This window comes from Robertmurraya sp. DFI.2.37, from assembly GCF_029211245.1.
Lineage (GTDB): Bacteria > Bacillota > Bacilli > Bacillales > Cytobacillaceae > Robertmurraya > Robertmurraya methanolica_A.
The window spans coordinates 16482-31937 of sequence record NZ_JARGEJ010000001.1 but is presented as its reverse complement, the minus strand read 5'-3'; the positions used below and the strand labels follow the sequence as shown (position 1 = coordinate 31937).

Here is a 15456-nt window from a genome sequence, read left to right as displayed (position 1 = left end):
ATTTGATGGCAAAAATAGCAGAAGAAGTAGAAGGAAAAAAAGCGAATAAATTCCAATGGTTTCTTTACACTGGAGTTATCCCAGTACTATTTCTAATTGTCGTTCTGTTAATTGTTTTCTCAGTTGCTGGCATTAATGTTTTTGAAAAAGCTCAGGAATACAGTCAAAAGATCCCTTTTCTGTCGCAAATGATGGAAGAAGAGCCAAGCAAAACGATTGAAGACTTAGAAGCAGATACCATTGAGCTTGAAGGGATAATTAAAGATAAAGAAGCACAAATTGAACAATTGCAGTTAGAACTAGAAGGAAAAGATACTGAAATCGAGCGAAATAAACTAGAAATTGAACAACTTCAGCTGCAAATTGACGATCTTCTGGCGATTCAAGAAGAAAATAAACGTGCTTTTCAGGATATTGTGAAAACTTACGAAACGATGTCAGCGAAAAGAGCTGCCCCCATTATTTCACAAATGCAAGAACAAGAAGCATTGCAAATTTTATCGAATATTAAAGCAGACAATTTAGCGGCAATATTGGAAAATTTATCACCAGAGGAAGCTGCTAAGTATACGGAATTATTAACAAATGAATAGCCACTTTATGGAGCGAAAGGAGGTGAAACGATGGAGATCGGAGCTGTTAATATGATAAGTTCATCCTCATCCTCGCAAAAAGCTGGCAATTTTAAAAATGAAACTGGTTTTAAAGGACTTGTTGGAGCTTTTTTACAAGAGCCCAAATTAGCAGATGAATCAGCAGCTGAGCACAAGCCATTACAATCTTTTTCGAAGGAAGCATTGCTGGATTTAATTGCATTTTTGCAGACTGAGGATGTATTAAATTTGGATGAGGGGCTGCTCATGTTCAATCAATCACTATCCGTTCATCACGAAGATGACTTATTTCAGTTAATTGAAGAAATATTGCTGCCAAATATGTCACTTTCGCAGTTGCCTGCGACAATTGATGTTGCTTCTTTTGAGCCCGGTGCGATTAGAATCGAGGATTTAGTAGCGGTTTTAGAGCAATTGAATGCCATGACACCAGAGGAATTGCGAAATTCGTTAAACGGTGATATGGCCCAAATACTTAAGGCAGTAAAAATGTTTGAACTTCTGGCTAGTGAACAGAAATTGTCTGCAGACCAGGGAAAACTGAAAAACCTATTGCAGCAATTTACAAAAGGACTTGAACTTCTCCTTTCAACAGAAAGTGAAAATAAGCCGCAATTGAATAGACAGGAGTATATCCTAAAAACATTTTCGGCAGTAGCTCAGGAGCTTAGTAGCAAGCAGCCACTGGCAAAGCAAACAGGCGAAGCGACGCTTGAACCTAAGAATTTAACTACTAAAGCAGACACGCTTCATGGCATGATTCAATATCATCAAGTGTCAAAGGCTGAGCAATTAACGTTGTCTTTGCAACAAGGAGAACGGCCAACAGGGGCAAATGAGCTAATTAAGCAGTTTGAAAATATTCTTGCAAGAAGTAATTTTTCCAATAACGCTGGTACTCAAAAACTTTTAATTAAGCTCAATCCAGAACATTTAGGAGCTTTACGAATAGAATTGATTCAACGTGACGCCGGATTAGTGGCGAAAATCATGACAACCACAAAATTGGCAAAGGAAACATTAGAGACGCATTTGAATGGCTTAAAACAGGCTTTTGGCACGCAAAATATTCAAGTCGATCGCGTTGAAATTTCCCAATCGATGAATCAACAACAGGAAAGATTTTTTGGACGTGAGCAACAGTCCCAGCAAAATGGACAGGAGAACAGACAGCAGGAGCAAGGCAAAAATGAAACAGAAGAGACTTCTTTTATGAATTCCTTTGAAGAGGCGCTCTTAAATACTGAAGTATAGGCAGGTTAAAAATATGTCAAATACTATTGCACCTTCTTTACTCTATTCCAATTATCAAAATGAACAGAAAAAAACAGGTTCTAACACATTAGGAAAAGACGATTTCTTAAAATTGCTAATTACCCAGCTGCAAAATCAGGATCCTACAAATCCCATGCAGGATCGTGAATTCATCGCACAGATGGCTCAATTTTCTTCATTGGAGCAAATGACAAATATGAATACAACGCTACAAAAAATGGCAAGTGGGCAAGAAGAGAGCAATCTTATCTCCTATGGGCAATTTATAGGAAAAGAAATTACTTGGCATAAACTTGAAGAGAATAAAAACGGTGAAATCAAGATATTAGAAGGAACGGGAAAAGTGGTTTCTCTTCAATTTAAAGAAGGTAATGTGTACTTTATTTTAGAAGATGGAACGAAGCTAGAACCGGGTAATATTTCACAATTTAATGAACAAATATCAAAGGATAATGATCTTATCCAAGCGAGTATGCTGATTGGTAAAACAGTGACATATTTAAGTAGCAGCAAAGAAGAAGTAACAGGCGTGATTAAATCAGTATCAATCAAGGACGGTAAAGTTCAATATCAATTAGATGATAGTAGTAATACGACAATCACTTCCTCGCAAATGATAAAAATTCAATAGGAGAAGGTTGATTGGATGGATAAATTTGATTTTAGGCCCATAAAATCTCAACCGATTACTCCCCAAACTGTTCAGACGAAAAAGATGAAGTCAATGAGTGGGAATGTATTTTCCCAGCATTTACAACAGGCAATCATTGATAGCAGCAAGCTTACATTAAGCAAACATGCAAAGGAAAGACTCGAGCAGCGGGATATACACATTGATGATAAACGTTGGAAGCTAATTGAAGCAAAGGTTAGTGAAGCGAAGAAAATGGGAGTAAAAGAATCATTAATTTTATTAGATGAAGCGGCATTAATTGTCAGTGCAAAAAACAATACGGTCATTACAGCAATGGACCGTCATGAAGCAACATCCCAGATTTTTACCAATATAAATGGGACGATTGTTCTCGAATAATCTAAGGCTGGACCTGGATAGGAAGCCAAAGCTGTGGAATGACTGAAGCAGCTTAATTGAAAGGAGAAATGTTACTTATGCTACGTTCAATGTACTCTGGAATTAGTGGTTTGAAAAACTCGCAAACAAAGCTTGATGTCATTGGTAATAATATTGCTAATGTCAATACTTATGGTTTTAAAAAGAGTCGCGTAACATTTAAAGACATGCTGAGCCAAACGGTTGCTGGAGCTTCTGCAGCCACTGATTTACGCGGAGGGACTAACCCTAAACAAATAGGACTTGGTTCCACTTTAGCAACGATTGATACGATTCATGATGGCTCTAGCTTGCAAACTACGACTCGTTCTTTAGATGCAGGGATTGATGGCGACGGCTATTTCGTTGTAAGACAAGGAAACGCCCAATACTATACAAGAGCAGGTAACTTCTACTTGGATGATAACGGCACACTTGTAAACGGGGATGGTTTAGCTGTACAAGCTTATCGCTACGATGCTAACGGCAATTTAACAAATGTTTATGGAGATGTGGCGGTAAATATTAATGCGGTTATGCCAGCAACGGTTACAAGCAATGTCGTATTTTCAGAGAATCTATCCGCAGATGCGATTACAGATTCTATTTATACTCAGCAGATTAGAGTGATTGATAATGGTGGAAATCCACATAGCATTGATGTTCATTTTAAAAGAACAGCAACAGGATGGGAATATTTCATTAATAAGGATCCGGAAGCAAATCCTGCCCCAACTAGCGATGGTGCTTTAACCTTTGGTGCCGATGGGAATTTAACAAATCCAACAGCGCCAGTAACCTTTAACTTAGATATTGATGGACAAGCTGCCACCACTGTAGACAATTTAGCTCTAACCCTTAATTTTGCCGACTTAACGATGAATTCTGGACCAACAACAGCACTTGTGAATCCGAACGGAAACACAGAAGGAAAGTTGGATAGCTTTAATATCGGGGCTTCAGGAGACATTAGCGGCGTGTATTCAAACGGTGAAATTGTGACGCTAGGTCGCTTGGCGTTAGCTAAATTTAGCAATACATCAGGTCTTACGAAAGCAGGGAACAATCTTTTTCAAGAATCCATTAACTCAGGTGCCGCTAATATTGGCGCAGCAGGTGATGGAAGAGGCTCATTGGTATCAGGCGCCTTAGAGATGTCAAACGTAGACCTTTCAGAGGAATTTACAGAAATGATTGTTGCTCAGCGTAGCTTCCAAGCAAATACGCGGATTATCACAACTTCTGATGAGATACTGCAAGAGCTTGTAAATTTAAAACGATAGGGTAGGGAGGGACAGGACTGAAGTGGTAAGAAGTCTTCAGTCCTGAATATTACCGTGATAAATGTTACAAGATTAAATGGAAAGCCTTATATTATTAATGCAATTTATATTGAAACAATTGAATCCTTTCCTGATACGACGATTACCCTGTCAAATGGTCATAAATATGTTGTGAAGGAAACCGAGGAAGAAATCGTACAGTTAGTGAATAAGTTCTATCAAACTGTCAACCTATTAGGAGTTCAACAGTTGGAGGGCCCAGAGCATGAAAAATAATAAGCTTGTCATGATAATGTTAATTATTCTAATCACGATTACTCTTGTTGGAGCTGTTGCTGTTGTAGTCGTTCTAAAGGTAACAGGGGCTGAAAACACCGCGGGACCAACAATTGATGAGTTATTAGAGTATTCGGTGGACATTCCAGAAATTACGACTAATTTAGCTGGAAATGATTTTATCCGTATCTCATTCAAAATTCAAACTGACAGTAAGAAAGCAAAGGAAGAATTGGAAAAACGAGATTTTCAAGTTAAAAACATTATCATTCATACATTATCTGAAAAAAGCTCAGAAGAGATTCAAGGATCACAAGGGCAAACAGTTCTCGAAGAAGAGTTGAAGGAAAAAATAAATGAATTGATGATGTCTGGAAAAGTGGAGAAAGTATACATCACCGGATCACTCCTCCCGTAATTTTTCGACAAAATTGAGATGTAAGTGAATGGAGGTGAGGATTCGTGTCCGGAGAGGTTTTATCACAAAGTGAAATTGATGCATTATTATCTGCCATTTCGACAGGAGAAATGGATGCTGATGAACTTAAGAAAGAGACGAGCGAGAAAAAGGTAAAAGTTTACGATTTTAAAAGAGCATTAAGATTTTCTAAAGACCAGATTCGAAGCTTAACAAGAATTCATGAAAATTTTGCCAGGTTGTTAACAACTTTTTTCTCCGCTCAACTAAGAACCTATGTTCAAATTTCAGTCGCATCTGCTGATCAAATCCCATATGAGGAATTTATCCGCTCCATACCAAAAATGACGATCTTAAATGTATTTGAGGTGCCGCCATTAGACGGTAGGGTCTTAATGGAAGTGAACCCTAACATTGCTTATGCAATGATGGATCGAATGATGGGTGGGAAAGGCAGCAGCATCAATAAAGTTGAGAATTTAACTGAAATTGAAACAAAAATTATGACGACGACGTTTGAACGTTCTCTCGAATACTTACGTGAAGCTTGGGAAACAATCGCTGATATTGAACCAATAATGGCTGATTTTGAAGTGAATCCTCAGTTTTTACAAATGGTTTCACCGAATGAGACGGTCGTTGTAATATCACTTAACACTACGATTGGTGAAACAACGGGAATGATTAATATTTGTATTCCTCACGTTGTTCTAGAGCCGATAATACCAAAGCTTTCTGTCCATTATTGGATGCAAACAGATAAAAAAGACAGGGAGCCTCAGGAAGTCGAGCTTTTAGAAAAACGATTAAAAAGAGCAAGTCTGCCTATTGCGGTTGAATTGGGAAATGCCGAAATCACGATTCAGGATTTCTTGATGATGGATGTTGGCGATGTTATAGAATTAAAACAAACGATAGAAAATCCGTTAACAATTAAAATAGCTGAAGTTCCAAAATTCAAGGGACAAGCTGGAAAACTCAATAAAAAAATTGCCGTGCAAATATTAGAGACATTGAAGGGGGGAGACGATAATGGTGAGTGATGATATGCTCTCTCAAGATGAAATAGATGCTTTGTTAAAAGGTACAGATGATGTAGAGCTAGACAGCGCCAAAAACGACGACGTGAATGTGGAAGAACATTTAACAATGATGGAGCAAGATGCTTTAGGGGAAATTGGAAATATTTCCTTTGGGAGCTCGGCAACAGCATTATCCACGTTATTAAATCAAAAAGTTGATATTACAACACCAACCGTTTCAGTCATTTTAAAGAGTGATTTAGAGGATGAGTTTCCACACCCTTATGTAGCCATTCAAGTTAAATACACAGAAGGTTTCTCAGGAACGAATCTACTTGTCATTAAACAAGAGGATGCAGCCATTATTGCTGATTTAATGCTTGGAGGAGATGGATTAAATCCTGCTGAGTTACTGGGAGAAATCCAGCTTAGTGCCGTTCAAGAGGCAATGAATCAAATGTTGGGTTCTTCAGCAACTTCAATGTCTACGATCTTTAGTAAAAAGGTGGACATTTCACCACCATCAATTGATATGTTGGATGTACAGCATGGTGAAGGAACTGAAAAAATACCGAAAGATGATATGCTTGTCAAGGTTTCATTTAGGCTGAGAGTGGGAGAGCTTATCGACTCCAGTATAATGCAGTTGTTACCGCTTTGTTTCGCCAAGGAACTAGTTGCAGAACTGTTAAATCCATCTGGTGGCAAGGTTGAAGAGTCAGCTTCAAGCGCTGGTGCGAACGCTGAAGCGGCTGTCCATACTGAACAGCCTCAACCAGTAAGCGCCGCTGTAAATGTTGGAGCACAAGCGTCGGCTCCAGTGTATAGTGAAGCTCCACAACAAAGTTCACAGCCTGCTGGATATCAAATCCCGCCAATGCAGCAGCCTATGGCCCATCACCAACCGGGTCCACAGCATTACGGAGCGCAGTATCAAAACGGTCCACAGCCGACAGTACAACCAGCTATGTTTTCTAGCTTTGACCAGTATCAGCTTCAAGAATCTGAAGCGAAAAACTTAAATATGTTATTTGATATTCCGCTTCAAGTAACAGTTGAGCTAGGAAGAACGAAAAGATCTGTGAAAGAAATCCTTGAACTATCGCCAGGGTCCATTATAGAATTGGACAAGTTGGCAGGTGAACCAGTTGACATATTAGTAAATAATCGCTTGATCGCAAAGGGTGAAGTGGTTGTTATTGATGAAAACTTTGGGGTCCGTGTAACAGATATCATTAGTCAAACAGACCGACTAAATAAACTAAGATAAACAATGGGGGAAAAGATTAATGGCGCACAAAATTTTAATTGTAGATGATGCAGCATTTATGCGGATGATGATTAAAGATATTTTAACAAAAAACGGTTTTGAAGTAGTAGGTGAAGCTGCTGATGGTGCACAAGCACTTGAAAAATATCAAGAAACGAATCCAGACTTGGTGACAATGGATATCACAATGCCAGAAATGGATGGAATTACAGCATTAAAGGAAATTAAGAAGTTAAATCCAAGTGCGAAAGTAATTATGTGTTCAGCAATGGGACAGCAGGCGATGGTTATCGATGCTATCCAAGCTGGGGCAAAAGACTTCATCGTAAAACCGTTCCAAGCGGACCGAGTTATTGAAGCGATCTCGAAAACATTAGCATAATGTTAATTTAAAGGGCGGCTTTCGTGCCGCCATACTTTACTTTCTTTTCTCTAATAGAATTCAAAATATAGAGGTGCATCCAGTTGCAAGTAATTCAGCAATCCGTCAAAATCCTTCTTCTTTCCGTTATTTTAGTAATCGGATTTCATACAGAAGCTAAGGCAGAGCCCGACGATAGTGTGAAAAATATGTTTGAACAAGAACAACAAATTGTGGAGGAAGAATCTGAAGAATCTGAACAACAGGAGATTCCAAGCAATGAGGCTGTTGATGAAAGTGGCCCAGCAGGAATTACGATTTGGGACTTCATGAAAATGATTGTTGCCACCATATTTGTGATCGCACTTCTGTATTTTTTACTAAAGTTTATAAACAAAAAAAGCCATGGTTATCGTGATACACAGTTGATTCAAAATATTGGTGGGACATCTGTTGGTTCAAATCGTTCCGTCCAGATCATTAAAGTAGGAAATAGACTGCTTATAGTTGGTGTGGGGGAAAATATTCAACTATTAAAAGAAATTGATGATGAAGAGGAAGCTCGAGGAATTATCGAGGATCATAATCACAAAATCGAACAATTAACTCGTCCAAGCGATATTGTGACAAAGGTAATTGAAAGAACGAAGGCCTTTCAAAAACAGGATCAAGAAAAAGAAAGTCTATCTTTTTCTTCACACTTGAAAACACAGTTAGATCAGATCACAAAGCAAAGAAAGAAGCTGTACGATGAAATGGAGAAGAAAGGGTCAGAAGAGAAATGAATGAGTTTATGGAATTCTTTAACAATAGCGATCCTGCTAATGTTTCAACATCAGTTAAACTGATCCTACTTCTAACCGTGATGTCCTTGGCTCCAAGTATTCTAGTGCTGATGACTTCATTCACTAGAATTGTGATTGTTCTTTCCTTTGTCAGAACGGCGCTTGCCACTCAGCAAATGCCACCAAACCAAGTAATCATTGGTTTATCATTATTTTTAACGTTTTTTATTATGGCACCTACTTTTAGTGAGGTGAATCAACAGGCTTTAACACCGTTATTTAATGAAGAAATTACCCTTGATGAAGCTTATGAAAGAGCGGCGCTGCCATTAAAGGAATTTATGAGTGCACATACGAGGCAGAAGGATCTTGCCTTGTTTCTAGAGTATTCACAGGCTGAAAGGCCGGAGTCAATTGAAGACATCCCTTTAACCACACTTATACCAGCGTTCGCAATAAGTGAAATTAAGACAGCTTTTCAAATTGGCTTCATGATCTTTATTCCTTTTTTAGTAATAGACATGGTCGTGGCAAGTGTTTTGATGTCAATGGGAATGATGATGCTTCCACCGGTAATGATTTCACTACCTTTTAAAATTTTATTATTTGTTTTGGTAGACGGTTGGTATTTAGTTGTGAAATCTCTATTGGACAGCTTCTAAATATTGGGGTTAGGAAACCACTGAAAGTAAGCATTTAATCATATTCATGTGTACAAGAGCGAAAAGAAGGTGAAATTGGATGACTCCAGAAAGTGTAATTTCAATCGCAGAACAAGGGGTTTGGATTGTTCTTTTGATTAGTGGACCACTTCTATTGCTTGCTCTTATAGTAGGTTTAATCGTCAGTGTATTTCAAGCTACGACGCAAATCCAGGAACAAACATTAGCTTTTGTCCCTAAAATAGTTGCTGTCTTACTAGGAATTGTTTTCTTCGGTCCGTGGATGTTAAGTCGCATGCTTTCTTATGCGAACGATATTTTTTCTAATTTAACGAGGTTTGTAGGCTGATGTTATGGTAGATTTACTTCCTGAATTTCCTGCTTTTTTACTTATTTTTGTTAGGGTTACATCATTTTTTTTGATGATGCCTCTTTTTTCTTACCGAACAATACCTGCAAGACATAAAATTGGCCTCGGCTTTTTTCTTGCTTGGATTATGTTTTATACAGTAGAAGCACCGCTATTTGAAATAAATGGTGCCTACTTTTTACTAATTATGAAAGAAGCGCTCGTAGGCATACTGGTTGGCTTTATTGCTTATTTAATCCTTTCTGCTATCCAAATCGCTGGGGGATTTATCGATTTTCAAATGGGATTTGCCATTGCCAACGTCATTGACCCACAAACAGGTGCACAAAGCCCTTTAACGGGACAGTATTTTTACATTATTACACTGCTTTTTTTGCTGAGTGTAAATGGTCACCATCTTTTAATTGACGGTGTGTACTATAGTTATCAATTTATTCCTCTCGACCAAGCATGGATTCCTTTTGGGGATGAAAACATGGTGGAGTATGTGGTTAAATCCTTTAGTTCCATGTTTATGATTGCTTTGCAAATGGCTTTACCTGTTGTAGGGAGTCTGTTTTTAGTCGACGTGGCTTTAGGTATTGTTGCGAGAACTGTTCCTCAGTTAAACGTATTTGTTGTTGGTCTACCGCTGAAAATCGGAGTTAGCTTCATTGTCATATTTGCGGTTATGGCGATTATGATGGGGGTTGTTTCACAGCTGTTTGAACTGATGCTCGGTACCATGAGGGGGCTTATGGATCTAATTGGGAGTTCGTAATATGGAATGGATAAAGTTAGACTTACAGTTATTTGCGGGTGAAAAAACAGAGAAAGCGACGCCGAAAAAACGGCAGGATAGCCGAAAAAAAGGACAGGTTGCTAAAAGTCAAGATGTTAATACTGCAATAGTACTGTTAGCGGTTTTTTTGATTTTATTATTTGCAGGAAAGTTTTTCTTTGAATCGCTGCTCAACATCTTTAAGCACTCATATCAACAATATATTGGCTTGGACGTCACGGAAAATAATTTGCAGATGATTCTTCTAGATATTCTTCAAGAACTTATCTTTGTCCTTGCACCGATCATGGCTGTCGCAATGATAGCGGGAGTTGCAGCAAATTATATGCAGTTCGGCTTTCTGTTTTCAACAGAAACGATTCAGCCCAAATTGGAAAAATTGGACCCGATTAAGGGGTTTAAAAGAATTTTTTCACTTCGAGCGATCGTAGAAATGTTAAAGTCAATTTTAAAGATTTCGTTTGTTGGCTTGGCAACTTTTTCGGTCCTCTGGTTCCGCAAGGAAGAGATTTTAATATTAGCACAAAAGTCGGTTGGAGCGGGACTTACAACGATTGCCAATTTAACCGTTCAAATGGGATTAATTGCCTCGGTGTTATTAATTGTCTTATCGGTCCTGGATTATCTTTATCAAAAATACGATTTTGAGAAAAATATAAGGATGTCGAAGCAGGATATCAAGGATGAGCACAAAAATATTGAAGGGGATCCATTGATCAAGTCAAAGATTAAACAGCGTCAACGTGAGATGGCAATGAGACGAATGATGCAAGAGGTTCCTAATGCTGATGTCGTTATCACAAATCCAACCCATTATGCAGTCTGTTTAAAGTACGATGAAAGTAAGCTAGATGCACCATTTGTTGTTGCAAAGGGTGTTGATTATGTAGCGCAGAAGATTAAGTATATTGCGAATGAAAATGATGTCGTTTTAGTGGAAAATCGTCCACTTGCAAGAGCTTTATATAGCCAAACTGAGATTGGCGATGCCATTCCTGAAGAATTTTTTAAAGCGGTGGCAGAAATATTAGCCTATGTTTATCGAACCAAGAACAAGATTTAATTTTACAACAGGTTTTTAATAAAGATCATAATGGTATTTGATTCCTTTTTAATCCCTGTTCATTTTCTTAAGGTCTAGCAATGGGCACTATTGATTAAAAGTTTGTAAAAGGACCAGCAGAATATTTAGTGCCTATTTGTTTCAATTAGGGGGAAACACCATGCGAGCTAAAGATTTAATTGTATTACTCAGTGTCATTTTAATTGTGGCCATGCTCATTATTCCATTTCCAACGTGGCTATTGAGTATCCTATTAATTGTGAACATATCATTAGCTCTTCTAATCTTATTGATTTCAATGAATATGAGTGAACCACTTCAATTTTCGGTCTTTCCTTCATTGCTCTTACTAGTTACGTTATTTCGATTAGGACTAAATGTATCGACAACTCGTTCTATTCTTTCTAAAGGAGACGCAGGTAATGTCGTTGAAACATTTGGTTCCTTTGTGGTCGGCGGCAATATTGTTGTAGGGTTAGTGGTCTTCATTATATTGGTTATTATCAATTTTATCGTCATCACAAAAGGATCAGAGCGTGTATCTGAAGTTGCAGCACGTTTTACATTGGATGCGATGCCAGGAAAGCAGATGAGTATCGATGCTGATTTAAACGCGGGGATGATTTCTGAGCATGAAGCAAGGGAACGCCGTGAAAAGATTGGTAGAGAAGCAGACTTCTATGGTGCTATGGACGGTGCCAGTAAGTTTGTTAAAGGGGATGCCATTGCTGGGATTATTATCACTTTAATCAATTTACTTTTTGGAATTGTCATCGGTTCAATGCAATTAGGACTTCCTATTGGGGAAGCAGCTACACGTTTTTCTCTCCTTACTGTCGGAGATGGAATTGTCAGTCAAATACCAGCATTATTGATCTCCACAGCAACGGGAATTGTCGTGACGAGAGCGACTTCTGACGGCAATCTTGGGCAAGATATAACGAGACAGCTTCTATCTTATCCAAAAATGCTGTATGTTACAGGTGGTACGATTATATTGTTGGGGCTATTGACTCCAATCGGAGCATTATTAACACTACCAGTAGGTGGTTTAATGCTTCTTGGTGGATACCGAATGTCTAAAGTGCCAGAAACTGCAAAAGAACAACTAGAGGATATAGATGAGGATGTTCAAGCAGATGAAATGAAGAGTCCGGAAAGTGTCGTCAGCCTATTAAATGTCGATCCAATTGAGTTTGAGTTTGGCTATGGCTTAATTCCGTTAGCAGATTCAAACCAAGGGGGAGATTTATTAGATCGGATCGTTATGATTAGAAGGCAATTAGCAATTGAGTTAGGTCTCGTTATTCCAGTTGTGCGAATTCGTGATAATATCCAGCTCCAGCCAAATGAGTATCGACTTAAAATTAAAGGAAATGAAATGGCGCGAGGAGAACTCCTTCTTGATCATTATTTAGCAATGAGCCCGGGAGTCGAAGATGATTCAATCGAAGGCATTGATACAGTGGAACCTTCCTTTGGTCTCCCTGCTAAGTGGATTACAGAAGATATGAAGGAACAGGCAGAGATCTTTGGTTATACAGTAGTCGATCCACCATCTGTCGTATCAACTCATATCACAGAGATTATAAAAGCGAATGCCCATGAACTACTTGGAAGACAAGAAACAAAACAACTAATTGATCATATTAAAGAGAGCTATCCAATTTTAGTAGAAGAAGTGACACCAAATCCACTATCTGTTGGAGAAATACAAAAGGTTCTCGGAAAGCTGTTACGGGAAAATGTTTCAATCCGCAATTTGCCGATTATTTTTGAAACATTGGCCGATTTTGGGAAGGTGACATCTGATACTGATTTATTAGCTGAATACGTTCGACAAGCTTTGGCAAGACAAATTACGAATCAGTACAGTTCAGGCGGTGAGCAATTAAAAGTTATAACCGTTTCTGGAAAAATCGAAAAAATAATCGCAGATGGCATTCAACAAACAGAGCATGGCAATTATTTATCGATTGATCCGAATGTATCTCAGTCGATTTTGGAGTCCATCGCTGCACAAGTGGAACAGCTTTCATTAATGGAGCAAACTCCGATCGTTCTTTGTTCACCAGCTGTTCGCATGTATATTAGACAATTAACAGAGCGCTATTTTCCACAAATTCCAATATTGTCTTATAACGAACTCGAGGCGAATGTTGAGGTACAAAGTGTAGGGGTGGTGAATATTGAGTGAAGGTAAAGAAATTTGTGGCTAATTCAATGCCTGAAGCGATGAAGCGAATTAGAGCTGAATTAGGCAATGATGCGGTCATCTTAAATTCAAAGATCGTTTATACTGGCGGGTTCCTTGGGTTATTTCGAAAGAGGTGCATTGAGGTAATTGCGGCAATGGATCAAGTCTCTAATAATCGGGTACCAAAGATAAAAGAAAAACCGGTTAATACAATGCTTTATTATGAACCGGTTGCCAAACAAAAAGAAAGTCCTGTGCTCAATTTTAACAAGGTAGAAGAAAATACATCCTCTGAAGTCATGAAGGAATTAACAGAGGTAAAACAATTGTTGCAAAATATTTCTTCTACAAGAGAAGATACCGTCTATCCAGAATTAGTGCAACACATCAATCAAAAGCTCATATCACAGGAAATTGATACCTCTATTCGCAACGAGTTAATGGTTTCATTACTTGAAAAATGGTATACGAATCGAACTGATTCCAAGATTGCCGATGTCAAACGGTGGTGCCAGCAGGAGATGGCTGAGCGAATTTCTATGTATAAATTTGGTGATATCTCATTTTCAAAAAAATACGTAAATGTCGTTGGTCCAACGGGTGTTGGAAAAACAACCACATTAGCAAAAATTGCTGCTGATTCAATGTTAAAGTTCCGTAAAAAAGTGGCGCTAATAACAACCGATACTTACCGGATTGCAGCAATTGAACAATTAAAAACGTATGCAAAAATACTATCTGTCCCATTAGAGGTATGTTACAACTTGAATGACTTTAAAAAGGCCTGCGATACTTTCAAGGACTATGATGTCGTTTTAATTGATACAGCAGGCCGAAATTTTCGTGATTCCCGTTATGTGGAAGAGCTTAAAAATATTATCGATTATGAAAACGAAATGGAAACATTGCTCGTTTTATCGTTAACTTCAAAGCAAAGTGATATGGAAGAAATATTTAAGCAGTTCTCAAGCAGTATTGACATTAAGCAGTTTATTTTTACAAAATTAGACGAAACAGCGACGTATGGAGCTATGTATAATATGATTGATAAATATCAAATTGGTGTAGCTTATTTAACGAATGGTCAAGATGTACCTGATGATAAAATATCTGCTTCTGCAGAAGTAATTAGTAAATTGGTTCTCGAGGATGAATCTGATGAAAGATCAAGCTGAAGCGCTGAGAAGACGTCTAAGTAATATGTCGAAGTTAAGAAAAATGAAAGCTCTTGCCGTAGTAAGTGGTAAGGGAGGAGTCGGAAAATCAAATTTTTCATTAAACTTTGCGATCTCCTTGTGTCGAAAAGGTAATAAAGTACTACTATTTGATATGGATGTAGGAATGGGCAATATTGATATTTTATTAGGCAAATCATCAAGATACACCATTGTTGATTTCTTTGATAAAAAAGAATCCCTAAACAATGTCGTGATGGAAGGTCCTGAGAATCTCCATTATATTGCTGGTGGTACAGGGTTGAATAGACTTTTTAAGTTGGACAAGGATATGATTGAGGAATTCACGGAAGAATTTTCGGCTGTTTTAAATGCATATGATTATGTCATTTTTGATATGGGGGCGGGGGTAACGGAGGAAACTCTCCAACTGATACTGTCAGTCGATGAAATTATCCTTGTTACTACACCAGAACCCACTTCAATTACAGACGGCTACGCCATGTTGAAACATATACATATGCAAAATGAAAAAGTCCCTTTTTTAGTTGTTGTAAATCGAACAATTGAAAAAAATGATGGATTGACGACATTCAATCGGCTTAATTCAGTAACGAAGAAATTTTTAGGACGTGAATTAAAGCTGCTGGGAATGATTCCAGATGATAAATCGGTCAGAATTGCCGTAGCGAATCAAACACCGTTTGTTTTAACAACAAAATCTCTAACTGCTAAAGCGTTAGTAGAACTTACAGAGCGATATGAACAAGATAACTTTAATGAGATTCAATCTTCTAATGCTTTGCAGTTTGTTTCAAAGTTAAAGCGATTTCTCTTTGAAAGGTAGGGCGCG

Annotated in this window: 18 protein-coding genes; all 18 read left to right on the top strand. The window is 38.1% G+C overall.

The features are described from left to right. Nucleotides 1-5: 5 nt before the first annotated feature. A complete protein-coding gene (locus tag PZE06_RS00175) occupies nucleotides 6-593 on the top strand; it encodes a MotE family protein (protein ID WP_150913479.1) in 588 nt (195 codons plus the stop codon). A gap of 30 nt (nucleotides 594-623) precedes the next feature. Beyond that, complete coding sequence (locus PZE06_RS00170) at nucleotides 624-1868, top strand: flagellar hook-length control protein FliK (protein WP_150913481.1); 1245 nt, start codon at nucleotides 624-626, stop codon at nucleotides 1866-1868. A 13-nt stretch (nucleotides 1869-1881) separates the two neighbouring features. Further along, nucleotides 1882-2520, top strand: a complete 639-nt coding sequence (gene flgD, locus PZE06_RS00165; protein ID WP_150913483.1) for a flagellar hook assembly protein FlgD — start codon at nucleotides 1882-1884, stop codon at nucleotides 2518-2520. Nucleotides 2521-2535: 15 nt separating this feature from the next. Further along, the gene (locus PZE06_RS00160; protein WP_150913485.1) at nucleotides 2536-2922 is read left to right on the top strand and encodes a TIGR02530 family flagellar biosynthesis protein; all 387 of its coding nucleotides are present in this window, start codon (nucleotides 2536-2538) and stop codon (nucleotides 2920-2922) included. A gap of 77 nt (nucleotides 2923-2999) precedes the next feature. Continuing rightward, nucleotides 3000-4223 carry a flagellar hook protein FlgE gene (locus tag PZE06_RS00155; protein WP_150913487.1) on the top strand — a complete coding sequence of 408 codons (1224 nt, stop codon included), beginning with the start codon at nucleotides 3000-3002 and terminating at the stop codon, nucleotides 4221-4223. Between the two features lie 54 nt (nucleotides 4224-4277). Beyond that, nucleotides 4278-4499, top strand: coding sequence for a flagellar FlbD family protein (locus PZE06_RS00150; protein WP_095308074.1), 222 nt, complete (start codon nucleotides 4278-4280; stop codon nucleotides 4497-4499). Further along, entirely contained in the window at nucleotides 4489-4917 is a 429-nt protein-coding gene (gene fliL / locus PZE06_RS00145; protein WP_137742837.1) for a flagellar basal body-associated protein FliL, read from the top strand. Before PZE06_RS00150 ends, fliL begins: the two co-directional genes overlap by 11 nt. Nucleotides 4918-4961: 44 nt before the next feature. Continuing rightward, on the top strand, nucleotides 4962-5960 hold the full coding sequence (fliM, locus tag PZE06_RS00140) for a flagellar motor switch protein FliM (RefSeq protein ID WP_150913488.1): 999 nt from the start codon (nucleotides 4962-4964) through the stop codon (nucleotides 5958-5960). Continuing rightward, nucleotides 5950-7209: a flagellar motor switch phosphatase FliY gene (gene fliY / locus PZE06_RS00135; protein ID WP_150913490.1), complete on the top strand. Its 1260-nt coding sequence runs from the start codon at nucleotides 5950-5952 to the stop codon at nucleotides 7207-7209. The genes fliM and fliY overlap by 11 nt, the downstream gene beginning before the upstream one ends. A 19-nt stretch (nucleotides 7210-7228) precedes the next feature. After that, entirely contained in the window at nucleotides 7229-7591 is a 363-nt protein-coding gene (locus PZE06_RS00130) for a response regulator (protein ID WP_095308081.1), read from the top strand. A gap of 83 nt (nucleotides 7592-7674) precedes the next feature. Beyond that, nucleotides 7675-8355 carry a flagellar biosynthetic protein FliO gene (locus PZE06_RS00125; RefSeq protein WP_150913492.1) on the top strand — a complete coding sequence of 227 codons (681 nt, stop codon included), beginning with the start codon at nucleotides 7675-7677 and terminating at the stop codon, nucleotides 8353-8355. Further along, nucleotides 8352-9017 (top strand): flagellar type III secretion system pore protein FliP, encoded by a 666-nt coding sequence (fliP, locus tag PZE06_RS00120; protein WP_150913494.1) that lies wholly within the window; start codon nucleotides 8352-8354, stop codon nucleotides 9015-9017. Before PZE06_RS00125 ends, fliP begins: the two co-directional genes overlap by 4 nt. A gap of 79 nt (nucleotides 9018-9096) precedes the next feature. Beyond that, nucleotides 9097-9366: a flagellar biosynthesis protein FliQ gene (fliQ, locus tag PZE06_RS00115; protein WP_150913496.1), complete on the top strand. Its 270-nt coding sequence runs from the start codon at nucleotides 9097-9099 to the stop codon at nucleotides 9364-9366. Between the two features lie 4 nt (nucleotides 9367-9370). After that, nucleotides 9371-10147 carry a flagellar biosynthetic protein FliR gene (gene fliR / locus PZE06_RS00110; RefSeq protein WP_150913498.1) on the top strand — a complete coding sequence of 259 codons (777 nt, stop codon included), beginning with the start codon at nucleotides 9371-9373 and terminating at the stop codon, nucleotides 10145-10147. 1 nt (nucleotide 10148) lies between these two features. Continuing rightward, the gene (gene flhB / locus PZE06_RS00105) at nucleotides 10149-11231 is read left to right on the top strand and encodes a flagellar biosynthesis protein FlhB (protein ID WP_150913500.1); all 1083 of its coding nucleotides are present in this window, start codon (nucleotides 10149-10151) and stop codon (nucleotides 11229-11231) included. A gap of 160 nt (nucleotides 11232-11391) precedes the next feature. Next, nucleotides 11392-13428, top strand: a complete 2037-nt coding sequence (gene flhA / locus PZE06_RS00100; protein WP_150913502.1) for a flagellar biosynthesis protein FlhA — start codon at nucleotides 11392-11394, stop codon at nucleotides 13426-13428. Next, complete coding sequence (gene flhF / locus PZE06_RS00095; RefSeq protein WP_150913504.1) at nucleotides 13425-14603, top strand: flagellar biosynthesis GTPase FlhF; 1179 nt, start codon at nucleotides 13425-13427, stop codon at nucleotides 14601-14603. The genes flhA and flhF overlap by 4 nt, the downstream gene beginning before the upstream one ends. Then, nucleotides 14587-15450: a MinD/ParA family protein gene (locus tag PZE06_RS00090; protein WP_150913506.1), complete on the top strand. Its 864-nt coding sequence runs from the start codon at nucleotides 14587-14589 to the stop codon at nucleotides 15448-15450. The genes flhF and PZE06_RS00090 overlap by 17 nt, the downstream gene beginning before the upstream one ends. Nucleotides 15451-15456 lie beyond the last annotated feature (6 nt).